26 protein-coding genes and 2 pseudogenes are annotated in these 22,302 nt (G+C 65.1%); 27 read left to right on the forward strand and 1 reads right to left on the reverse strand.

The features are described 5' to 3' along the window. Window positions 1–31: 31 nt before the first annotated feature. The 9 genes from P5703_RS10035 to P5703_RS10075 all read left to right on the forward strand — a co-directional run bounded on the left by P5703_RS10035 (window position 32) and on the right by P5703_RS10075 (window position 7,972). Window positions 32–2,677 carry a heavy metal translocating P-type ATPase gene (locus P5703_RS10035; protein ID WP_425311436.1) on the forward strand — a complete coding sequence of 882 codons (2,646 nt, stop codon included), beginning with the start codon at window positions 32–34 and terminating at the stop codon, window positions 2,675–2,677. A gap of 3 nt (window positions 2,678–2,680) precedes the next feature. Beyond that, entirely contained in the window at window positions 2,681–3,181 is a 501-nt protein-coding gene (gene lspA, locus P5703_RS10040) for a signal peptidase II (protein WP_003098955.1), read from the forward strand. Between the two features lie 342 nt (window positions 3,182–3,523). Next, window positions 3,524–3,829, forward strand: coding sequence for a hypothetical protein (locus P5703_RS10045; protein ID WP_223656317.1), 306 nt, complete (start codon window positions 3,524–3,526; stop codon window positions 3,827–3,829). Window positions 3,830–4,166: 337 nt separating this feature from the next. Then, window positions 4,167–4,379 carry a hypothetical protein gene (locus P5703_RS10050; protein WP_003116833.1) on the forward strand — a complete coding sequence of 71 codons (213 nt, stop codon included), beginning with the start codon at window positions 4,167–4,169 and terminating at the stop codon, window positions 4,377–4,379. Window positions 4,380–4,400: 21 nt separating this feature from the next. Beyond that, window positions 4,401–4,793 (forward strand): hypothetical protein, encoded by a 393-nt coding sequence (locus P5703_RS10055; protein WP_003116832.1) that lies wholly within the window; start codon window positions 4,401–4,403, stop codon window positions 4,791–4,793. Between the two features lie 182 nt (window positions 4,794–4,975). Then, complete coding sequence (locus tag P5703_RS10060) at window positions 4,976–5,662, forward strand: hypothetical protein (protein WP_003116830.1); 687 nt, start codon at window positions 4,976–4,978, stop codon at window positions 5,660–5,662. A gap of 83 nt (window positions 5,663–5,745) precedes the next feature. Further along, window positions 5,746–6,483, forward strand: coding sequence for a DUF5983 family protein (locus P5703_RS10065; RefSeq protein ID WP_003116829.1), 738 nt, complete (start codon window positions 5,746–5,748; stop codon window positions 6,481–6,483). Window positions 6,484–6,580: 97 nt separating this feature from the next. Beyond that, window positions 6,581–6,859: a hypothetical protein gene (locus P5703_RS10070; RefSeq protein ID WP_003116828.1), complete on the forward strand. Its 279-nt coding sequence runs from the start codon at window positions 6,581–6,583 to the stop codon at window positions 6,857–6,859. Window positions 6,860–7,147: 288 nt separating this feature from the next. Beyond that, window positions 7,148–7,972, forward strand: a complete 825-nt coding sequence (locus P5703_RS10075) for a hypothetical protein (RefSeq protein ID WP_003098941.1) — start codon at window positions 7,148–7,150, stop codon at window positions 7,970–7,972. 261 nt (window positions 7,973–8,233) lie between these two features. Here the strand turns inward: P5703_RS10075 and merR are convergent, their stop codons facing one another. Then, complete coding sequence (gene merR, locus P5703_RS10080) at window positions 8,234–8,641, reverse strand: mercury resistance transcriptional regulator MerR (protein WP_003098939.1); 408 nt, start codon at window positions 8,639–8,641, stop codon at window positions 8,234–8,236. Window positions 8,642–8,712: 71 nt separating this feature from the next. Here merR and merT point away from each other — a divergent pair, with 71 nt between their 5' ends. From merT to P5703_RS10165, 18 genes and pseudogenes are all read left to right on the forward strand, one after another. Then, complete coding sequence (gene merT / locus P5703_RS10085) at window positions 8,713–9,063, forward strand: mercuric ion transporter MerT (RefSeq protein WP_003116827.1); 351 nt, start codon at window positions 8,713–8,715, stop codon at window positions 9,061–9,063. Between the two features lie 12 nt (window positions 9,064–9,075). Then, the gene (gene merP / locus P5703_RS10090) at window positions 9,076–9,363 is read left to right on the forward strand and encodes a mercury resistance system periplasmic binding protein MerP (protein ID WP_003116826.1); all 288 of its coding nucleotides are present in this window, start codon (window positions 9,076–9,078) and stop codon (window positions 9,361–9,363) included. A gap of 10 nt (window positions 9,364–9,373) precedes the next feature. Beyond that, complete coding sequence (gene merA, locus P5703_RS10095; RefSeq protein WP_003098932.1) at window positions 9,374–11,062, forward strand: mercury(II) reductase; 1,689 nt, start codon at window positions 9,374–9,376, stop codon at window positions 11,060–11,062. An 18-nt stretch (window positions 11,063–11,080) separates the two neighbouring features. Then, window positions 11,081–11,596 (forward strand): Tn3 family transposase, encoded by a 516-nt coding sequence (locus tag P5703_RS24020; RefSeq protein ID WP_003098931.1) that lies wholly within the window; start codon window positions 11,081–11,083, stop codon window positions 11,594–11,596. Beyond that, window positions 11,560–12,078 (forward strand): annotated as a pseudogene (locus P5703_RS24025) (Tn3 family transposase); the annotation flags it as partial. The gene P5703_RS24020 and the pseudogene P5703_RS24025, both read left to right, overlap by 37 nt. A 45-nt stretch (window positions 12,079–12,123) precedes the next feature. Continuing rightward, window positions 12,124–12,408 carry a DUF3085 domain-containing protein gene (locus tag P5703_RS10105; protein WP_031629745.1) on the forward strand — a complete coding sequence of 95 codons (285 nt, stop codon included), beginning with the start codon at window positions 12,124–12,126 and terminating at the stop codon, window positions 12,406–12,408. Between the two features lie 141 nt (window positions 12,409–12,549). Next, a pseudogene (locus tag P5703_RS23930) lies at window positions 12,550–13,000 on the forward strand (XF1762 family protein). A 310-nt stretch (window positions 13,001–13,310) separates the two neighbouring features. Beyond that, entirely contained in the window at window positions 13,311–14,216 is a 906-nt protein-coding gene (locus P5703_RS10115) for a DUF3577 domain-containing protein (protein WP_003116825.1), read from the forward strand. 145 nt (window positions 14,217–14,361) lie between these two features. Further along, window positions 14,362–15,189, forward strand: a complete 828-nt coding sequence (locus P5703_RS10120) for a DUF932 domain-containing protein (RefSeq protein WP_013391792.1) — start codon at window positions 14,362–14,364, stop codon at window positions 15,187–15,189. 94 nt (window positions 15,190–15,283) lie between these two features. After that, a complete protein-coding gene (locus P5703_RS10125; protein ID WP_003116823.1) occupies window positions 15,284–15,973 on the forward strand; it encodes a DUF3275 family protein in 690 nt (229 codons plus the stop codon). Window positions 15,974–16,067: 94 nt separating this feature from the next. Further along, window positions 16,068–16,409, forward strand: coding sequence for a hypothetical protein (locus P5703_RS10130; protein ID WP_003116822.1), 342 nt, complete (start codon window positions 16,068–16,070; stop codon window positions 16,407–16,409). 104 nt (window positions 16,410–16,513) lie between these two features. Next, on the forward strand, window positions 16,514–16,921 hold the full coding sequence (locus P5703_RS10135) for a hypothetical protein (RefSeq protein WP_003116821.1): 408 nt from the start codon (window positions 16,514–16,516) through the stop codon (window positions 16,919–16,921). 16 nt (window positions 16,922–16,937) lie between these two features. Continuing rightward, complete coding sequence (locus P5703_RS10140; protein ID WP_003090124.1) at window positions 16,938–17,198, forward strand: hypothetical protein; 261 nt, start codon at window positions 16,938–16,940, stop codon at window positions 17,196–17,198. Between the two features lie 76 nt (window positions 17,199–17,274). Further along, a complete protein-coding gene (locus tag P5703_RS10145; protein WP_003116820.1) occupies window positions 17,275–17,922 on the forward strand; it encodes a hypothetical protein in 648 nt (215 codons plus the stop codon). A 64-nt stretch (window positions 17,923–17,986) separates the two neighbouring features. Then, the gene (locus tag P5703_RS10150) at window positions 17,987–19,096 is read left to right on the forward strand and encodes a DUF6094 domain-containing protein (protein ID WP_003116819.1); all 1,110 of its coding nucleotides are present in this window, start codon (window positions 17,987–17,989) and stop codon (window positions 19,094–19,096) included. A gap of 50 nt (window positions 19,097–19,146) precedes the next feature. Continuing rightward, window positions 19,147–19,467 carry a hypothetical protein gene (locus P5703_RS10155; RefSeq protein WP_003116818.1) on the forward strand — a complete coding sequence of 107 codons (321 nt, stop codon included), beginning with the start codon at window positions 19,147–19,149 and terminating at the stop codon, window positions 19,465–19,467. A gap of 89 nt (window positions 19,468–19,556) precedes the next feature. Beyond that, the gene (locus tag P5703_RS10160) at window positions 19,557–19,862 is read left to right on the forward strand and encodes a hypothetical protein (protein ID WP_003116817.1); all 306 of its coding nucleotides are present in this window, start codon (window positions 19,557–19,559) and stop codon (window positions 19,860–19,862) included. Window positions 19,863–19,998: 136 nt separating this feature from the next. Further along, on the forward strand, window positions 19,999–22,278 hold the full coding sequence (locus P5703_RS10165) for a helicase-related protein (RefSeq protein WP_013391793.1): 2,280 nt from the start codon (window positions 19,999–20,001) through the stop codon (window positions 22,276–22,278). Window positions 22,279–22,302 lie beyond the last annotated feature (24 nt).

Raw genomic sequence — 22,302 nt, forward strand, 5'->3', positions numbered from 1 at the left:
TGCCTTGGAGCAAGCGCTGAATTCGGTGGGCATGAAGGCTCAGGCTGTCCGAGACGCCGCCGTGTCGACCACCTACCGCATCGAGAACATGGACTGCCCGAGCGAGGAGAAACTCATCCGCTCGCACCTCGGGGCAGTCGAGGGAATTCAGGACCTCGACTTCGACCTCGCTGAGCGCACCCTGTCGGTGAAACACCTCGCTCAGGCACGCGCGCAGATGGAGCAGGTCCTGGCCTCGATCGGCATGCGCGCCAAGGAGCAGACCTTCGGCCACACGGGGCCGATCGAAGCCGCGGCTGTGATCCCATCCTCGGCCCTGCAGCAGCAACCAACCGCTGCCGTTTCCGCGCCGCCGATCGGCGAGCGGGTGACGTACCGGATCGAGAACATGGATTGCCCGACGGAAGAAGCGCTGATCCGCGACCGGCTGGGCAAGCTGCCGGGTGTGACCGCGCTCGACTTCAATCTGATGCAGCGTGTGCTGGGAGTCCAGCACACGCTGGCGACCTCAGCGCCGATCGAGAAGGCGCTTGCTTCCATTGGAATGCAGGCTGCGCGGCAGGACATGCAGACAGCCACCACGGTACTTCGCATCGCGAAGATGGACTGTCCGACCGAGGAAAGTCTGATCCGCGGCAAGCTGCAAGGCATGCCGGGCGTGCAGGGAATGGATTTCAACCTGATGCAGCGCACGCTCACGGTTCGGCACACACCCGACGCGATCAAGCCGGCAGTCGAAGCCATCGAATCGCTGGGCATGGAAGCCGAGGTCCAGAGGACTGATGAGCCGCGCGATGCCCCGGTGGCCGCGCACAAGACCAATTGGTGGCCGATGGCGGTTTCGGGCGTTGCGGCGGTGGCCGCCGAAGGCGTGTACTGGGTCAACGACGGCAATCATTGGGCCGTGATCGTGCTGGCACTGGTTTCGATCTTCACCGGCGGCCTCAGCACCTACAAGAAGGGCTGGATCGCGCTGAAGAACCTCAACCTGAACATGAACGCCCTGATGGCCATCGCGGTCACCGGCGGCATGGCGATCGGCCACTGGCCGGAGGCCGCCATGGTCATGTTCCTGTTCGCGTTGGCGGAAGTGATCGAGGCGAAGTCGCTGGACCGCGCCCGCAACGCCATTCGGGGGCTGATGGACTTGGCGCCCGAGACCGCGACCGTGCGGCAGGCCGATGGCTCATGGACAGAGCTGCCGGCCAAGGAGGTCGCAAAGGGCGCGGTGGTCCGCGTGCGTCCTGGCGAGCGCATCGCACTGGACGGCCTGATCACCTCGGGTCGATCGGCCATCAACCAGGCGCCCATCACCGGCGAGAGCCTGCCCGTCGAGAAGGCCGAAGGTGACCAGGTCTTCGCCGGAACCATCAATGAGACCGGCTCTTTCGAATACAAGGTGACCGCAGGCGCCAGCGACTCGACGCTCGCGCGCATCATCCATGCCGTGGAGTCCGCGCAGGGCAGCCGTGCGCCCACGCAGCGCTTCGTCGACCAGTTCGCCCGCGTCTACACGCCGGCGGTGTTCGCGGTGTCCGTGCTGGTTGCCGTCGTGCCGCCGCTCGCCTTCGGCGGCGCATGGTTTGACTGGGTCTACAAGGCCCTGGTACTGCTGGTGATCGCCTGCCCCTGCGCTCTGGTCATCTCCACGCCGGTCACCATCGTCAGCGGCTTGGCCGCTGCCGCCCGACGCGGCATCCTGATCAAGGGTGGCGTCTACCTGGAGGGCGGGCGCAAGCTCAAGGCGTTGGCCCTGGACAAGACCGGCACACTCACACATGGCAAGCCCGAGCAGACCGACTTCGTGCCGCTGATCGGCGAGGCGCAGGAAGTTGCCGCCTGGGCCGCAAGCCTCGCGGCACGCTCGGACCATCCTGTGTCTCAGGCCATCGCCCGCAAGGCGAACCGTGACGGCATCGCGCTGCACGAGGTCGACGACTTCGCGGCGCTGCCTGGCCGCGGCGTGCGCGGCCGCGTCGCCGGGCGCATGTTGCACATGGGCAACCACAGGCTCGCCCAGGAGCTGGGCCTGAGCGAAGCGACGCTCCAGGCTCGGCTGGAGACCCTGGAGCGCCAAGGCAAGACAGCGATCCTGCTGATGGACGATGCGACCGTGCTCGGCATTTTTGCAGTGGCCGACACCGTGAAGGAAACCAGCCGTGAGGCGGTGGCCGACCTGCAGGCGCTGGGTGTGCGCACGCTGATGCTGACGGGGGACAACCAGCACACGGCCGCGGCCATCGCTGCCCAGGTCGGAATCTCTGAAGCCCGTGGTGACCAACTGCCCGAAGACAAGCTCAAGACCATCGAAAGCCTGGTCGGCGGCGAGGGCCAGGTGGGCATGGTGGGCGACGGCATCAACGATTCGCCCGCGCTCGCCCGTGCCGACATCGGCTTCGCCATGGGCGCGGCCGGCACCGACACCGCGATCGAAACAGCCGACGTCGCCCTGATGGACGACGACCTGCGCAAGATCCCCGCCTTCATCCGGCTGTCGCGTAGCACTGCGGCGATCCTCACGCAGAACATCGTTCTGGCCCTTGGCATCAAGGCGGTGTTCCTTGCGTTGACGTTCACAGGGCATGCCACCATGTGGATGGCTGTGTTCGCTGACATGGGGGCAAGTCTTTTGGTTGTCGTCAATGGGCTGCGCCTCCTGAAGTTCAAGGCGGCATGAACAATGGATGAACCATCTCTTCGCAAGACGCAGTGGTACTCACTCGCGATCGTTATATTCGCCGGCGATCAGGCAGCTAAGAGCTACATTGACGCGACAACTCCCTTGGGTTGGTCGCACGAGGTGGCGTCATTCTTCAACCTAGTTCACGCTCTCAATCCCGGCGCGGCGTTCAGCTTCCTTGCTGGCGCGGGCGGCTGGCAGCGGTGGTTTTTTCTGGCGATCGCGTTCGCAATATCGGCATGGCTCGCATGGCTGCTCTCCCGGCCGCTGCGCAAAACGGAAGGCCTTTCGTACAGCCTCATTCTGGGCGGCGCATTGGGCAACGCGTTCGACCGCGCCACGCGCGGGCACGTTATCGACTACATCGACTTTCACCTGCACGGCTGGCACTGGCCCGCCTTCAACATCGCTGACATGGCCATCGTGGGCGGGGCGATCGCGCTGGTGGCCCAGTCGTTCATGAGCGTGGAGAACCCGGCCGCCACAAAGGAGTCCCAGTGACATTGGGACGATCCGGAAATTCGCAATGCACACGGTGCAGGACACCAATCTGAAGAGAACGGCCCCCAGCATGAGCGGCCGCGGCTTGGCCCTCATGCTAGCGCCCACCGCCGCTTTTGCTGCAACGCCCTGTTGCGATGGCGGCGATTGCTGCAACGACGTCGCAATGCCTTGCTGTGAATAAACAGCACGCAAGCCAGTTGACCTGGCAATTATGAAAGTCCATCACGGCGATGCTGGCCTTTTTCGTTCCAATGAGCCGTCACGGAGAGGTGATGATGAAGCTATGCCGGGATCCTGCAAGCTTTAGGACGGTCTTCTTTACCGCATAGCGATATGCTGATGTCACCCGTTCGCCTCGCCTGGCAAGTACAAGTAGTTCGTCGCGGTTTTCTGGCCGTGTCCGCCCGCTTCGCTGGCCCTTTTGCCCCAAACAAGCGCAATCATGCCTGCGTTACCACCAAAGTTCGCCCCCGCCAGTTGCTGTTCCTAAAGGGCATCAAGCTCAACGCCATCGCCGACCGGCCAGCGTATTTCGCATCGCTGCGTGCCCGTCGGGGCCAGCCCATCGTCATCCTCGCAGAGCTGGGACCGGACGAGGCATTCGCCCTGTGGAAGCAGCATGTACTGGGCGACAGGCCTCGCTGACCCAGTTTCGCCTCATCCTCCTGACAGCCCCGCACTTATTGCGGGGCTTTCTTTTTTCCGCGTTCGCCAATCGGGGCTGTTGCAAATGCCGATTTCCGGCTGACGCGGCTCGCCTCGCGCATGAAGCTGCCCGCATGTGTCGCTGATTCGTCAGCACCATGCCAGCAGCCAGAGTTTCCAGGCTGCCGCGGATTCTTTCCGCGCTACCCGCCAGTCCGCCATCGCATCGAGTCTGCGGACGCGCGTCACCCGTGACGCCGATGCTTTTTTCTCAACCGCGTGCGGGAGCTGCCATCCCGTGAGGGACGAGGCCCCGCTTTTTCCAAGGAGCCCGTCCATGTCCCAGCAAGCCTCTTTCGGCCAGTTGGCCTTGATCCATTGCGGCAAGTTCCTGCCGCTCGAAATCCTGCATAGCGCCGCCGGCCACTACATCGGCACGCGCGATACAGAAGGTCCCGTTTCGCGGGAATCCTGCCAGTACTTCCGCAGCTATGCCGCGGCTCAACGTGCCCTCGAAAGAGGCGGCTGGTCCCAGCTCGCCACACCCTGATCCAACTGGAGGAACCACGTCATGAACCAGCTTTTGCCCCAGGAAGTCGTCGATCAGATCATGCGGGAAGAGCAGCATTTCGCCGCCGCGCCCCAAGCCTTCTTCGAGGTCTGGAAGCGCGGCGTCGAGATCGCAGGCCCGCAATGGTTTGGCGACGGCACGCGCGAAGGCCTGAACCAGGCAAAGAGCAAGTGGGATCTGCGTCCCGACATGCTGCGTGCCAACGACGCACTCGGCGTCCTGAGCAGCGGGGAACGCATGTTCCTGTCCGCCATGTTCAGCTTCTACAACGCGCGCGAGGGCGGTGCCATGCTCAAGCGCTGCCACTTCCAAGGACTGTCGGACTTCGATGGTCTCGATCTGCAACGTCGCCAGGTGATCGCCGACCTGCTGCTGAACTACAGCGGTTGGTGAGCCGGTCCCTGGCACACCTTCATCACTGCGTTCACGGGACCCCATGAGGGACATGCGCCTCGTTCGAGGCCATGTCCCTCGCGTTTTCTCCCCGCCCAGCGCCATCCGGCATCAGGCGGTTTCCCCTGCGGATGCCATCGTCCGCAAGGGCTGGCTCCGTTCATTCATCGAAAGGAGCCTTCATGGCCAACAACTACTACGAAGCCACCGGCGTTCTCGTGCTCGACCGTGTGACGCCCGTCATCCAGGCGCTGTTCGGCGCCTTCGCGCTGGACGAGAGCCACCCCGGCAACGGGCAGGCCTACATCGCCCAGATCGCCGAGACCACCAATCCGCAATGGCCGGACGTGCTCGATGGCCTGGAAGACCTGGCCACGCAACTCGGTATTCCGATGCCGGACGACGAAGGGCTGTCGATCCCGCCGCTGCTCGAACTGCTCGCCGTGCACTTCCGTGCCGATGAGGACGAAGAGCTGGGGAACTTGATCGACCGTCATTCGTTCGAGGACACCGCCGATCTCGACGCATTGTTTCTGATCGCCACCCGGTTCGATGACGGGCACCACCTGACCGCCATCCAGTTCGAGGGCTGCTGGTACTGCAGCAAGCCGCGGCTGTTCGAGTTCGGCGGCAACGGCTGCTACCTGAGCCGCGAGGTCCGCTTCATCAGCTCCTCCTCCCAGGCCCTCCAGCTCGGCGACCAATTGCGCAAGACCATTGTGGCCGCCGACATCGAAGAGGCTTCGGCCCTGATCGCGCTGGAGACCATCAATCTGCTGGCGGGCGTCAGCGACGAGCCATTCCGCATGAATTTGCGCCGGCGCGTCGCCGAGCGATTGGCCCAAACGCCAACGATCAGCGTCACCTGACGCTGTTTCCTTTCTTTCCACCCACCGGGGTCAATTCCCGGTGGCGGGGATTTGCTCCATCATTATTCTGTTGGAGAAATCCCATGTCCCAGAATCCCAATCCCTTTCTACGCGGCTACTGGAATCTGAAAATCGTCCGCACGCTGTCCATCAGCTACGAGGACGGAAGCCCGCATGTTTGGCGAAACATCCACCCGAGCCAGCAGCACCTCTGCGACGCGGCGCTGGTTTCTTCTCCTTGCATCATCACCAGCGACTTCGCGGTGGTCAGGACTGGCACCGAACCTGTCGGCGCCGCACTGATCGCCGAATGCGACGCGGCTGAAGGGGGCAGCGGCGAAGGCATGGTGGGTGCCGTGGTGTACGCGATCCACGGCGACGACTTCGACGGCCGCCCCGTCCACATTGGCGACACCTATTCGGCCGAGGCCGCACGGGAAGTCGTGCAGCGGTTGAGCTTCGAGACCGGCTACTACAGCCGGTGCTGGGAAATCAGCAGCGCGCACATCAGCCGCGAAACCGGCCAGTACCTGGCCAACCTGGCTGACCTCGCGACGCCGGAGGCCTTTTTGTTCATCGCGTTCCGGATTCCCTACAGCCCGGCGATCGGCGTCAAGCTGATCTCCACGCCCTGGACGGACCAGCACCTGCAGGACGTCGAGGGGATCGCCGCCGAGCAGCTTCGGCAGGAGCACCGCAGCAAGGGCATGCCGGACGAGCTGGCACAGATCCTTGAACTGGCCGGCCAGGCCGACGTGCGCATCCTCATCCTCGATGCCGACGCACCCGTGTTGCCGGGCCTATCGCTGGCCGGCGAATAGCTGCCACACACATCCCCGGCCTTCCTTGTCCTCACCGCATGCCGGCCCGGTCTCCCGCCAGAGAGCCGGGCCGGCGCACTTTCACAGGAGCGATCCCATGTTCCCCGACCTCATCACACCCGCATCCGACTTCGAGCACCAACTCGGAGCCTGCGTCAACGCCATGAGCCAGGAAGATGCCATCGGCCAGATCCTGGTATTCGAGCGCATGAGCGGCACGCTGCACATGCGCCATATCGCCAGCGCCGACCTGGTGGACACCGACGTGGACGACTACGAAATGGTCGTCTTCGACGGTGGCAACACAAGCGGCGACACGTGGAAACACGTGTTCTTTCCGCGTCAGCGCGAGCACTACTTCGTGTACCAAGCCTGATTCCTCCAGCCCCTTTCGAGGGGCTTTTTCTTGCCCGCAGCACAGGAAAACGGTTGTGGTGCGGTGCCGTTTCCTGCGGGCAGGCAGACCGCCCCAGGGCCATGCTTGCCCCATGTTCGTCGGCGTTGCCGGCACATGCCCAGGCAGTCGAGACCTTCGAGGCTGCAAGCGCGGGAAACCGTGCTGGTCGTTTCTTCCTACGGACCTACCGCGTCCATCCACGCCACCCACAAGGGACCTCTCCCTTGCGGGCGGGGAATCCCTTGTTTTTCCTCAAGGAGTTTCCCCATGGATCGTTCCCTCATCAAATCCATGATGCCTTCGCTGGTCGCAGGCCATGTGCCCCGCAACGTGCGGTCGTTCAAGTACCGCGTGTTCGATGATCAGCCGCTGTCCTCAACGCTGGGCTTCGCCATCGACCCCCAACCCTTCGACGGCAAGGTGGTCGCCGCGACCGACGATGCCATCGTCGTCAAGCTCAAGCCTTCCGAGTTCGCGGTGCTCGATCCCAGCCTGGTGACCACGGTTCCTGCCGAAGGCGCCAAGGTGCATGTCCAACCCTATGCCCGTCGTCGCTTCGACGGACTGCGCGCGGACACGCCGGAGGTCATCACCGAGGAGACTTCGGACGGCACGCCGTACACCATCACGAGGCACATCCTCGGCTCGGCGCCGGCCAAGCTGCCCATTCCCACGCCGCAGTGCATGGAGTTGGGCCAGCTCATCGAGCAGTTGGAGGAGATGCCGGCCCCCGATCGCTTCCGGCGCATCACCCACATGCTGGTGGATGCCGGTGCCCGCGACTTCACCTGGGTCGATCCCACGCCCTCCAAGATCATCGAGACCCCGCCGGCGATCAGCTTCACGGTCTCGACCGCGAAGTTCGAGGGCCGGGTGACGATCCTCTACGACCGCGGCGGAGACACCTACGTGGTGGAACTGCACCGTCAGAACGGTGAATCGGTCGAACTGGTCGATCGGCACGACGAGGTGTATTTCGACATGCTCGGCGAAGTGCTGGAGAGGCTCATCGACGACGGGCGCTGGCGCCAGATCGACGTGAGCATCCTCGACGCGAAAGCGGCCCGCAAGCGCCAGGCCGTCCCGGCATGACGCCCCGCAGCGAAACCGGGCGGTCCTGCGGCTGACCCGAGGCATCCGCCACGGCGTTCCAGCCGTTCCGGCCGCGTGCACTACAGGCCCTTCATCCCATCGGATGGAGGCCTTTCTCATTCTTCCACACAGGAGATTTCATCCATGTCACTGCGATTCAAAGGCGCTGACCTGCGCCCCGTGCTGACCGAAGCCATCGCCAATCAGGGGTCGTCTCAGAAAACGGAAAAAAATCGTACGCTAAGAGCCGAAGTGGGCCCTTTAGCAGCAATGCAAAGCTGCGATCAACGGGCAGGAAACATTGCCATGGTGCGCGTTGCACTCTCTCACTAGCGTCGACAGGGCCTCTTCCATCCGCGTGAGGTCCGCCATGCGTGCGCGCACATCGGCCAGCCGGTGAGCAGCCAGTTCGGCCGCCTCGCTGCAATGGGTGCCGTCCTCCAGTTTCAGGAGCTGGCCGACTTCATCCAGGCTGAATCCCAGGCGCTGGGCTGACTTCACGAACTTCACCCGCGCCACGTCCGCCTGCCCGTAGCGGCGGATGCGACCGTAGGGCCGCTCCGGCTGGGGTAGCAAGCCCTTGAGCTGATAGAAGCGGATCGTCTCCACGTTGACCCGGGCTGCCTTGGCGAAGGCCCCGATGGTCAGATTCTCTTGAGCGTTCTCCATGGCGCTTGACTCCGTAGTTGACTACGGAAGTAACGTTACAGCATCAAGCGAAGTCCCGGAAGGAGAACCTTATGTCGGAACCCAAGAACGGCTGCGGCGCACTGGCGACCGGCGGCGTCGCGGCCGTCCTCGCCTCGGCCTGCTGCCTCGGCCCCCTTGTCCTGGTCGCGCTCGGCTTCTCTGGCGCGTGGATCGGCAACCTGACCGTGCTGGAGCCGTATCGGCCGATCTTCATCGGCGCAGCGCTCATCGCGCTGTTCTTCGCCTGGCGCAGCATCTTCCGACCAGCCCATGCCTGCAAGCCCGGCGACGTTTGCGCCGTGCCCCAAGTGCGGACTGCCTACAAGGTGATCTTCTGGATCGTGGCCGCCCTGGTTCTGGTTGCCCTCGCGTTTCCCTACGTCCTGCCGCTGTTCTACTGAAAGGAGATCACCATGAAGAAACTCACCACCCTCACCACCCTCATCGCCCTGGCCGCCGCTCTAAGCGCGCCCGCCTGGGCTGCCACCAAGACCGTCACCCTGTCGGTGCCCGGCATGACCTGCGCCGCGTGCCCGATCACGGTCAAGACGGCTCTGTCCAAGGTCGCCGGCGTCGAGAAGGCCGAAGTCAGCTTCGAGAAGCGGGAGGCCGTCGTCACCTTCGACGAGGCCAAGACCAATGCCGACGCCTTGACCAAGGCCACCGCAAACGCGGGTTACCCGTCCAGCGTCAAGCAGTGAGGGCGTAATCATGGCCGAGGCGATCACCCTCCACATCGAAGGCATGACCTGCACGTCGTGCGCCGAGCACGTCCAGCAGGCTTTGACGAACGTGCCCGGCGTGCGCGCGGCCTCGGTGTCCTATCCGCAGCGGCAGGCCGAAATCGAGGCGGATGCAGGCGTGAGCGTGGCCCCGCTGGTTGCCGCAGTGGCCACGCTCGGCTATCGCGCACGGCTTACCGACACGCCGAACAAGCCTGCCGGCCTGCTAGACAAGGCGCTGGGCTGGCTCGGTGGCGAAACGAAGCATGTTGGCGGTGAACAAGCGCTGCACGTGGCTGTGATAGGCAGCGGCGGCGCGGCGATGGCGGCTGCCTTGAAGGCCGTGGAGCAAGGCGCCCGCGTCACGCTGATCGAGCGCGGCACCATCGGCGGCACCTGCGTCAATGTCGGCTGCGTGCCGTCCAAGATCATGATCCGCGCCGCGCACATCGTCCACCTGCGCCGCGAAAGCCCGTTCGATGCTGGCCTGCCGGCCGCAGCGCCCGCTGTACTGCGCGAGCGGCTGCTGGCCCAGCAACAAGGCCGCGTCGAGGAGCTGCGCCATGCCAAGTACGAAGGCATCCTGGCAAGCACTCCGGCCATCACCGTGCTGCGCGGCGAGGCCCGGTTCAGGGACACGCGCACGCTGACCGTGGCGACCGCTGACGGCGGCACGCACGAGGTGAACTTCGACCGCTGCCTGATTGCCACCGGCGCGAGCCCGGCGCTTCCGCCAATCCCGGGCCTTGCGGACACACCCCACTGGACCTCCACCGAGGCGCTGGAAAGCAGCTCGCTCCCCGAGCGGCTGGCCGTGATTGGTTCCTCCGTGGTGGCGGTCGAGTTGGCGCAAGCCTTCGCCCGGCTGGGCAGCCAGGTCACGATCCTGGCGCGCAGCACGCTGTTCTTCCGAGAAGACCCGGCCATCGGGGAAGCCGTAACAGACGCCTTCCGCGCCGAGGGCATCGAGGTGCTGGACCACACCCAGGCGAGCCACGTTGCCTATGCGGGCGGGGAATTCGTGCTCACCACCGGGCAGGGGGAAGTGCGCGCCGACAAGCTGCTGGTCGCCACCGGTCGCGCGCCGAACACGCGCAGCCTGAACCTTGAAGCGGCAGGCGTCGAAGTCAATGCGCAGGGAGCCATCGTCATCGACCGCGCCATGCGCACGAGCGCACCGCACATCTTTGCTGCCGGCGACTGCACCGACCAGCCGCAGTTCGTCTATGTGGCGGCGGCGGCCGGCACGCGCGCCGCGATCAACATGACCGGCGGCGACGCGGCGCTGGACCTGACGGCGATGCCGGCGGTGGTGTTCACCGATCCGCAGGTGGCGACCGTGGGCTACAGCGAGGCGGAAGCGCACCACGACGGCATCGAGACCGACAGCCGGCTGCTGACGCTCGACAACGTGCCGAGGGCGCTCGCCAACTTCGACACGCGCGGCTTCATCAAGCTGGTGGCGGAAGCTGGCTCAGGGCGGCTGATCGGCGTACAGGCGGTCGCGCCGGAAGCGGGCGAACTGATCCAGACGGCCGCGCTGGCGATCCGCCACCGGATGACCGTGCAGGAGCTGGCCGACCAGTTGTTCCCCTACCTGACCATGGTCGAGGGACTGAAGCTCGCGGCGCAGACCTTCAACAAGGACGTGAAGCAACTGTCCTGTTGCGCCGGATGAGGAAAAGGGAGGTGTTCGATGAACGCCTACAGCCGCGCCAACCGCCGCATCTACGCGGCCTTGTCCGATCCCCTGTCGGCCACCCACCGGCACCGCCTCGACGATCTGCTCAAGCGCCACGACAACGGCAAGACGACCTGGCTGGCCTGGCTGCGCCAGTCGCCCGTCAAGCCGAACTCGCGCCACATACTCGAACACATCGAGCGCCTCAAAGCCTGGCAGGCGCTCGACCTGCCTTCCGGCATCGAGCGGTCGGTGCACCAGAACCGCCTGCTCAAGATCGCCCGCGAAGGCGGCCAGATGACGCCCGCCGATCTGGCCAAGTTCGAGGCACAGCGCCGCTACGCGACCCTGGTGCGCTCGCCATCGAGGGCATGGCCACCGTCACCGACGAAATCATCGACCTGCACGACCGCATCCTGGGCAAGCTGTTCAACGCTGCCAAGCACAAGCATCAGCAGCAGTTCCAGGCGTCCGGCAAGGCGATCAACGCCAAGGTGCGGCTGGCCACCTCGATCAAGCAGGGCACGGTGACGGCCTCGCTGATGCTCAGGAAACTCGGCAGCTACCCGCGCCAGAACGGCCTGGCCGTGGCGCTGCGCGAGCTGGGCCGCATCGAGCGAACGCTGTTCATCCTGGACTGGCTGCAAAGCGTCGAGCTGCGCCGCCGCGTGCATGCCGGACTGAACAAGGGCGAAGCCCGCAACGCGCTAGCCCGCGCCGTGTTCTTCAACCGGCTGGGCGAAATCCGCGACCGCAGTTTCGAGCAGCAGCGCTACCGGGCCAGCGGCCTCAACCTGGTGACGGCGGCCATAGTGTTGTGGAACACGGTCTATCTGGAACGGGCCTCAAACGCCTTACGCGGTCACGGCCAGACTGTCGATGACGCCCTGTTGCAGTACCTGTCGCCGCTGGGCTGGGAGCACATCAACCTGACCGGCGATTACCTCTGGCGCAGCAGCGCCAAGATCGGCGCGGGCAAGTTCAGGCCGCTACGACCGCTGCAACCGGCTTAGCGTACGATTTTTTCCGTTTTCTGAGACGTCCCCAATCAGTGCCGCATTGTCCTGGTCAAGGATCAGGGCGTGTACTTCCTCGCCGAGCGTGGGGAGCGTCGCCCGGATGGGCGCCAGGCACTGCTCGCCTACGCCGTCGGATGCAACCCGGACACCGACCCGTTCGATGACTGGTGGCACCTCGCCGGCCGCGAGCTGGGCGGCGATGACTTCGCGGAGTATTTCGACCCGAAGGACGGCCTGTTCACGCGCCTCCAGCACTCGGCGGACGATCTCGTGCTTTCCGCCACCGCCACGCACCTGTCCTTAGCAGTGGTGCCTCCCGCCTGACGCGGCAACCGCCTCGCAGCCCCCGCATCGGGGGCCTTCTTTTGTTCGCACCGCCGCCATCGCCGCGCGTGCGCGTTTGTCTCCAGCCGCCGAGGCACGCCCCGCCGGCCACAACGCCGGCATGCCACCGGAGACAACCGCATGAACACGCCATCGACCTCGCCGAGGCTGCACCTCCTACCGGTGTCGCTGCGCACGGCCAATGCATTCGTTCTGTCGCACCATCGCCACCACCGCCCGGTCCAGGGCGCGAAGTTCGCCCTGGCCGTCACGCTGAGCGACAGCGACCTGATCCACGGCGTGGCCATTGTCGGCCGCCCGGTCGCGCGGCACCTGGACGCTGGAAGTCACGCGGCTGTGCACCGACGGCACACCCAGCGCCTGCAGCAAGCTCTACGGCGCGGCCTGGCAGGCGGCAAGGGCGCTGGGCTACATACGCCTGCTCACCTACACCATGCCCGACGAAGGTGGCGCCAGCCTGCGCGCCGCCGGCTGGCGGCTGATCGGCGCGCGCGGTGGCGGCGCCTGGAGCCGTCCCGGCCGTCCGCGCGCCGATACCCCCGAGCACCTGCGCGGCGCCAAGTGCCTGTGACAGGCGCCGGGTGGCGCGGACAAAGGGAAGCGCCCGGGTGCCGATTGATTGCTGCCGCGCGCGCGAGGCCCCGCCATGCTGGCCCCATGCCTGCTGACGTCGTCAGCGACATGCCAGGCAACCATCGGTCTTCGAGGTTGCGGCGCAGTTCCCACTGCGTGACCGAGCCAGCTCGCACCGCATCCTTCCGCGAGCGGCCACCAGCCTCTGGTGGCGGATGCTTTCGCCTTATCAACCCACCGCGGGGTCACGCACCTTCCCCGCATGCGTGGGCCGGTGTGTCTCCGCTTCATCCCAATGGAGATTCACCATGAACACCACGTCCAACGAGAAATCGTATTTCGACCTCCACACCTCGGGCATCGGCTACATCCAGCGTGTCCGTGAAGTGCCCGTCCGGGGCGGCCGCCGTGCGCAGCCTTTCCTGGCATGCACCATCGCCGCGCTGGTCGGCCCCGCCCGGGACCCCAGCTACCGCTACTTCGACGTCAAGGTCTCGGGTGCCGAGGCCAAGAAGCTCGTTCAGCGCTACATCGGCGTTGACGATCCCAAGCAGCGCCCGCTGGTGCGCTTTCGCCTCGGTGACCTGTGGGGCGATGTGTACATCCGCGACAAGGGTGAGCAGAAGGGTCAGGCCGCCGCGTCCCTCAAGGCGCGACTGCTCAAGGCCGAACTGATCGACCGGGCCGAACTGGCTTCGATCGAGCAGCACGAGTTGATCACCCGCGGCATCGGCTATCTCAATCGTGTGAAGGACGTCACCCCAAAAGCTGGCGACTCGTTCCTCTCTTGCACCGTCGCGGCACTGGCCGGGCCTGTCGATGAACCGGAGTATCGGTACTTCGACACCATCGTCGCCACCCCGGAAGCCGAGCACCTGGTTCGCCGGTGCGTTCAGGCCGTCGAGGGTGACCGCAAGGTGCTGATCGCCTTCCGTCTGAACGACATGAAGATCGATCCGTACATCCGCACCAAGGGTGAGCACGCCGGGGAACCGGCCGCCAGCCTGGAATCGACGCTGGTCCACATCGGTCTCATCAAGATCGACGGCACCCAGGTCTATCCGACGAGCCAGGCGCAAGCCGAGGCGCCGCCGGCCGAAGACGCATCCGCGTCCGAAGCCGACGATGCCATCGACACGGCCACCGAGCCCGCCGAGCGCGAGCCCGAGGCGCAAGTCCAGGAGCAGGAGCCGGCATTGGCTGCTTCGTTCTGATCCGGCACGGCCTCTCACGGGGCCTTGTCGCTTTTCCTCCCCACGTACGCCGCGTCCCCAGGACGCGTGCTTGCGCATTTCATCCCCCGAGTTCCGCGTGGTCTCACGGCCACGCGGTTGTCGAATTTCTCAAAGGAGATCAGCCATGTCTCTGGTATCCCGCTTTGCTCCGCAATCCCCGATCCTGCGCTCTGATCGCCCACTCTCGGACGACCGCATTCGTGCCGTCGTTCCGTCGATCTTCGCCGACGCTCCACATGGGAGCCGGTCCGATCGGTATGCCTACATACCGACCTCGACCGTGCTGACCAAGCTGCGCCAGGAGGGCTTCGAGCCCTTCATGGTGTGTCAGACGCGCGTGCGCAACGAAGACCGGCGCGAGTACACGAAGCACCTCATCCGACTTCGCCATGCAAGCCAGATCAACGGCGACGAGGCGAACGAGATCATCCTGCTCAACAGCCATGACGGCACGAGCAGCTATCAGATGCTCGCCGGCATGTTCCGGTTCGTCTGCCACAACGGCCTGGTTTGCGGTGACACCACCGCAGACATCCGCGTTCCCCACAAGGGCGACGTGGCCAGCCAGGTGATCGAAGGTGCCTACGGAGTCCTCGAAGGTTTCGAGCGCGTGCAGAACGCGCGCGATGCGATGCGCACCATCACCCTCGATGAGGGCGAAGCGGAGGTCTTTGCGAACTCTGCGCTCGCACTCAAGTACGACGATCCGGCCAAGTCCACGCCTGTCACCGAGAGCCAACTGCTGGCCCCTCGGCGATGGGACGACCGCAAGAACGACCTGTGGGCCGTCTTCAACCGCGTCCAGGAGAACCTAGTCAAAGGGGGCCTGAACGGACGCACGGCCAACGGCCGCAATCAGCGCACCCGTCCGGTGCAAGGCATCGACCAGAACCTGCGCCTGAACCGGGCGTTGTGGCTGCTGGCCGAAGGCATGCGCCAGCTCAAGGCGTGATGCCACGCGGACCTCGCCCACCTCGGGCGAGGCCATTTCCTCTCATCCACCGGGTGCCGTCGGCGGCCCGTCATTCATCATCAGGAGAACCATCATGGCAACCCCATCGGCTTCCGAGAAATCTGTTGCGCCCATCGTCGTCCCCGGCCAGCTCACGCTGCGTACCATCCGCGGCAAGAACGGCCCGTTCACGGTTGGCCGCCTCGCGACGCACCTCGGTACTTTCGAGGTCAAAGACCCGGAGCTGGAGCAGTACCCCGAAGGCAAGTACGACGGGGAATTCATCATCAGGTACATCTTCCCGAAGTCCTATCCGGTCGGCGGCGGCATGCGGTTCGAGATCCGTGCCAGCCTCGACGGCATGACGCTCAACGGCATCGACAAACTCAGCCGCGACGAAGCCCGCAGCTTCGCCACCCAGGACGTCGATCCGCTCGATGAAGAGCAAGGGGCGCAGCCTGCGGCAACGCCGGCCAAGCCCACCAAAGCGTCCAGGCCCGCCAAGCCCGCACCCGTGCAGGCGTCCGCGGACCCGCTGGTCGATACCACGCCCTTCGGCGTGGATGCGCCACCGCCTGCTACGGCCGCTGCCCCCGGCAGCACCGAAGACGGTGACGCCGCGCTCTTCGGCCTGCTGTGGCCGCTGGGCGAGTCCGTGAAACTGGATTCGACCATCGACCGCCGCACCCTGCGCGCGCAGATCGCCCGCCTGGGCGAGCTGGGCTACGCGCTGGACTTCAAGACGCAGGAGTGGAGCCGCCAGGCCGAACCAAAACCTGCGTGATCGCAGACGCCGCATGCGCGGTGTTCTTCATCCACCCGCCGGGGTTCCTTTCCCATGCGGGGGAGGCCCTGGCCATTTTCTGGAGGTCTCCATCATGTCCACCATCGCTTGCGATACCCCGCGTTCAACGCTGGATGAACCCGCGTGGCGGGACCTTTGCAAAGCGGCCGCCGCACACGCCCAGCGCGGTTGCGGCTTGTCCTACGACCACTACGTGACGCTCTTCAGTTCGGCGATCGACGCACAGGCCAATCGTTTGCCGGATGAGCAACGTGCTCAGGCTCTCGAAATCGCGGCCCAGGAATGGGACTACGCAACACCTGCCGAACGGCAGGAAACCCAGGACTGGAATGCGGAGCATGGCTATTGCTCGCACGGGATCGAGTTCGGCTACTGCCCGGCCGGTTGTGATCGAGACGATGACGACTGGGATTGAGGGCGACGCATAGGTTCCTTCGCCGCAGATGCGGCATTCCATCACCCGCTGGGGGTTCTTCCCCACGGGGAGGCCTTCAGCTCAACTTTTCGAGGAGGCCTCTCATGGGCTGGTATTTCTCAAACCAATCGCGGTCCGAACTGATCGCGGAACTGATCGCACCGCAAGAGACCGAGCGCGCCAGCGTCAAGGTCATCGCTCACACCCTGCGCGGCAACGTGCTGTGGTCCGTCGCCGAAGTGACCGCCAAGGTCGAAGGCGTGCATCGTGATCTCGCACCGGGCCAGTCCCTGCGCTACATCCGCTGCGATCTGCTTGAACGAAGCGGCGGCCAGTGGGGCTACAAGTCCTTGGACGAGTCCATGCACCCGTACTACTACACGTGCCCGCTGTCCTATCTGGACCTCGCACCGGAGCAGTCCGCCGACTGGCGTGCAGGCGTTCGCGCCTACCACGCCCGGCGGCGCACACCCACGGCATCCGCGGCATCCGCCGCGGCGTCGATGGCCTGAGCCAGGAGGAACCGACATGGACCCGATCCTGGCAACGCTTCCGCCCTCGTTGCTGGCACTCGTTGAAGGGAGTTTGTCCAACGACGAAGTGTCCTCCGACGAGGAAATGCTGGCGTACTTCATCGACAACGGCCTCACCGAGGACCAGGCACGGCAGGCACTGACCTACCGCGACCAGTACCTCAACAACATCTACCTGGAAGGCTTCACGCCGATCACTTCGGCGGACGAGCCGCTTCACTTCAACCCGCACACCCGGCAGTTCGAGCCGGACTGAGCGGTTTTCTTCCACCCCCTGGGGCAGTACTTGCCCCAGCGGGCGGTGCTGTTCCCGTTCATCCGAGGACACCACCATGCCCGCAAACACTTCTTCCACGCTGTACCGCATCGACGAATGCCCGGACGTGATGGCCGACGCCTGCGTCGGCGATGACCAGGGCAACCTGATCTTCCTGTCCATCTGGGCGCGGGACACCGCCGTCCAGCAGTTCCTCGCTCGCCTGACCCTCGGGCGCGACGAGCAGGGACTGGACCAGTTCCACGTCATCACCGACCAGGGCGGCAGCGTCCCGGTATTCATCGGCAACGTCGATCGCCTGGAAAAGCGCATCACGCGCGCGTACCGGCGGACGCTGTTCGGCTCGCTGTCCAACGTGTGGCTGTTCGACCGGCGCTGCGTCAAGCCCGACAAGGCCAACGCCAGCGCATTGGCACTGCTGCCACGCGACAGCGCCCACAGGCTTGACCGCCTGTGGATGCTGGTGCGGGACACCTGCCCGTTGCCGCTGCTCGATCACTGGCGCGAGACCGTGCTGGAACTGCTGCAAACCCGCGAGATGCTGGCCCGCCTTCCGTTCGCCCTCGGGCCGCTGGAAGGCCATCGGCTCGCCATCGACGTGCCGGCGCTGACCCTGGCGCTCGGCTCCCTGATCCGCAGCGACGCGCTCACCGCCTATCCGTATCCGGCCAAGATTTGGACGCCGGAAGCGGTAGCGGCTTGACCCACCCTCGGAGGCACGCCTTGGCGTACTTCCGTGTTTCATCCCCGCCAACCAGGAGACTTCCATGGCCCTCATGTTCCCGCGGCTCGCCCGCAATTTCGTCAAGAACGGATATTTCCCGACCGACGAACCCACGCTCGAAAGAGCGCTCAACGCACTGATGCCCAGCGACGGGCCGATGTGCATCCTCGATCCCTGCGCCGGCGAAGGCGTGGCGATCGCCGAAGCCGCCCATGCCCTCGGGCGCGAGCAGGCAAAGGCGTTCGCCGTCGAGTTCGACGCGGAGCGGGCGCGCCATGCCCGCGGCCTGGTCGATCACTGCCTGCACGCGGACCTGATGGACACGATGGTCTCCAAGCAGTCCTTCGGGCTGCTCTGGCTCAACCCGCCGTATGGGGACCTGTCCAAGGACGTCAACGGCAACATCGGCTATCAGGGCCAGGGCCGTGCCCGCCTTGAAAAGCTGTTCTACCAGCGCACGCTCTCGCTGCTGCAATACGGCGGCGTGCTGGTTTTCATCGTCCCCGGCTACGTGCTCGACGCGGAGTTGGTCGGCTGGCTGACGCGCCACTACACGGACCTGCGCATCTACCGAGCGGTGGAGACGCAGTTCAAGCAGGTGGTGATCTTCGGACGCCGGGTGCGCCAGCGCGAGCAGGTGCCCGATGGCGTCAAGGCCGTGCGCAATCTGCTGTTGCAGGTAGGGCAAGGCGAAGTCGAAGCCGAGGAACTGCCGAGCGAGTGGCCGTTCCTGCCGTACATCGTCCCCGCCAGCCCGGCCGAGCCAGAGCATTTCTTCCGCGTGACGATGGAGCCCGAGCAGTTCGCCGATGAGGTTGGCAGGCTGCAAGGCTTGTGGCCATCGCAGGACACGCACCTGGGGGCTGCGCAGCAATCGCTGCGTCCACCGGCGCGGGCCTTGTCCCGCTGGCATCTCGCCCTGGCTCTGGCCGCGGGTGCGATCTCGGGGGTTGTGCGCTCCAAGACCGGGCGCGTGCTCGTCGTCAAAGGTGACACCCACAAGGACAAGACGCTCCAGCGGGAGTTCACCGAACGCGAAGACGGCTCCATCGCCGAGACCCGCATCCTCACCGACAAGTTCGTTCCCGTCATCCGCGCGTGGGACATGACACCTGGCTCCGCGACACGGGGCGAGGTGTTGACCATTCGCTGATCCACCGGACGCGCTGCCGTCCTGCTGTACCAACTCGAAGGAGAAACACCATGATCCCCAATCCGTTCAAGCGGCCTGCGCCGCACAAGCAACCGTTGTTCGCACCGAGTACGTTGAAGTTGAGCGAGAAGGTGCATTGGCTGGCCCGGCGAGGCCTGATCGACCCCTTGGCCTATGTCCAGCGCCATGTGCGCGGGGACTGGGGCGAGATCGATGAGGCCACACGCCAAGCCAACGACGTGGCGATCCAACAGGACAACCTAATGATCTCGCAGTTCAGGATCACGCCGGACCTGGCGCTGATCGTCAAGACCAGCGAGGACCACCAGACCACGGTGGTCCAGCTTCCCGAAGAGCGGGACCTGATCTGAGGCCCCACATCGTCATCCTCATCCACCTGACGGAGCCACTTCACTCCGGCAGGGGTGTCGTGGCTCAATGACTCATCAAGGAGGAGCCCATGGCATCGCATCGCATCGAAACCTACTGCCAGCGGCTGGCGTTCCCCATCGGGGCGCTCATCTTCAGCAGAGGTGTAGACCGCCTGGTCCGCGCGGGTCGCCTGGACCCGATCCCGTACTTCAGGCGCCACACCCGTGGCGACTGGGGCGACGTCAACATCCAGCAATGGCAGACGAACAGCAGCGCGCTTCAATCGGGCGCGTCGCTGGAATCGCACTACGTGATCCATCCGGGGCTCGCCATTCGCATCGTCACCGATTCGCAGCGCTGCGCAACCGTCATCGTGCTTCCGTCCGAAGACTGAGCACGGTTCACCTGCGGGCCGCCCAGGCCAGCACCTTCAACCACCCTCAGCCACGCGTCGATTCTCTTCCCACCACGGGGCATGCCATTGCCCCGCTGGGGGTGGTGCATGCCCCATTTTTCTTTGGAGCATCACCATGTCCCTCGATCTCGAAACCACTGCCGCTGAATCCGCGCCCGTACAGGGCGAACTGCTCGACGCGGAATCTTCCCCTCTGACCCTGAGCCTTCAGGATTTTGTCGGCGAGTTCGGCGACGAACTACTCGACGCCCTCAACAGCGCTAATCCGCCGGTCTATACCGGCCAACCGCAGGCGCACCGGCAACTGGTGGTCGCCAGCCTCAAGCGCAAGCTGTTCCCAGCCCAGGCCGAAGTCGTCCACGCCGCCGCCGAGCTGCTGATCGACCGTGGCGAACGTGCTGCGATCGTCAATGGCGAGATGGGCTGCGGCAAGACGACCGTCGGCATTGCCACGGCCGCCGTGCTCAACGCCGAAGGCTATCGCCGCACTCTGGTGCTGTCGCCGCCCCACCTGGTTTACAAGTGGCGGCGCGAGATCCAGGAGACGGTGGCCGGTGCCAAGGTGTGGGTACTCAACGGGCCGGATACGCTCGTCAAGCTCATCAAGCTGCGCGAGCAGTTGGGCGTGCAGCCCACGGGCCAGGAGTTCTTCGTCCTGGGGCGCGTCAGGATGCGGATGGGCTTTCACTGGAAGCCTGTCTTCACCACGCGGCGCACCCGCCACGGCGACGTGGCGGCCTGCCCGGACTGCGGCACGGTCATCACCGACCTCGACGGCGAGCCGGTCAACCCGATCGCGCTCCAAGCCGAGGAGTGCCGCAGGAAGTGCGGCCACTGCGCCGCGCCCCTGTGGACACTGATCCGCCCGCGCAGTCTGTCCGGCAGCGACCAGTCCTCGGCCGTGCTCAAAGCCTTAAAGCGCATACCGACCATCGGAGAGGTCACCGCGCAGAAGCTGATGCAAAAGTTCGGTGACGGGTTCCTGGCGTCGATGCTCGGCGACAACATCCATGAGTTCATCAACCTCATGGATGGCAACGGCGAGCTGGTGTTTTCCGACCGTCAGGCCACGCGCATGGAACGTGCGATGGCCAACATGGAGTTCGGCTTTGGCGAGGGCGGCTATCAGCCGTCCGAGTTCATCAAACGCTACCTGCCGCAAGGCACGTTCGACCTGCTCATCGCCGATGAGGCACATGAGTACAAGAACGGGGGCAGTGCCCAGGGCCAGGCCATGGGCGTGCTGGCGGCGAAGGCTCGCAAGACCTTGCTGCTGACCGGCACGTTGATGGGCGGCTACGGGGACGACCTGTTCCACCTGCTGTTCCGAGCCCTTCCGGGGCGGATGATCGAAGACGGCTACCGCCCGACCACGAGCGGCAGCATGACCTCGGCTGCGATGGCGTTCATGCGCGATCACGGGGTGTTGAAGGACATCTACTCCGAGAGCACCGGCACGGCGCACAAGACGGCCAAGGGCACCAAGGTATCGGTGCGCACGGTCAAGGCCCCGGGGTTTGGCCCCAAGGGCGTGCTGCGCTGCATCCTGCCGTTCACGATCTTTCTCAAGCTCAAGGACATCGGTGGCAACGTCCTGCCGCCGTATGACGAGGAGTTCCGTGAAGTCGCGATGGACACGGCGCAAGCCGCGGCCTACCGCGATCTGGCGGGTCGGCTGACCGCGGAGCTGAAACAGGCTCTGGCGCGACGCGATACGACCTTGCTGGGTGTGGTCCTCAACGTGCTGCTGGCCTGGCCGGATTGCTGCTTCCGGTCGGAGACCGTGGTGCATCCGCGCACGCGCAACACCTTGGCGTTTGTCCCGGCTCAGTTCAACGAGTTCGAGATCAGCCCCAAGGAGCGTGAGCTGATCGACATCTGCAAAGCGGAGAAGGCGCAGGGCCGCAAGGTTCTGGCCTACACGGTCTATACCGGCACGCGGGACACCACGTCGCGCCTGAAGGTGCTGCTGGAGCAAGAAGGCTTCAAGGTGGCGGTGCTGCGCGCAAGCGTGGATGCCAGCCGCCGCGAAGACTGGATCGCTGAGCAACTGGATCGTGGCATCGACGTGCTCATCACCAATCCCGAGCTGGTCAAGACGGGATTGGACTTGCTGGAGTTTCCGACGATCGTGTTCATGCAGTCGGGCTACAACGTGTACTCGCTCCAGCAGGCGGCACGCCGCTCCTGGCGCATCGGGCAGAAGTTGCCGGTGCGCGTGATCTACCTCGGCTACGCCGGTTCTTCGCAGATGACCTGCCTGGAACTGATGGCCAAGAAGATCATGGTCTCGCAGTCCACCTCGGGCGACGTGCCCGAATCGGGGCTGGATGTCCTGAACCAGGATGGTGATTCCGTCGAGGTCGCACTGGCCCGGCAACTGGTCGCCGCCTGAACTTCACGCAATGCCGACGACCGA

Origin of the sequence: Stutzerimonas sp. FeSN7 (assembly GCF_030263795.1) — a bacterium.
In the GTDB taxonomy this organism is placed as follows: Bacteria; Pseudomonadota; Gammaproteobacteria; order Pseudomonadales; family Pseudomonadaceae; genus Stutzerimonas; species Stutzerimonas stutzeri.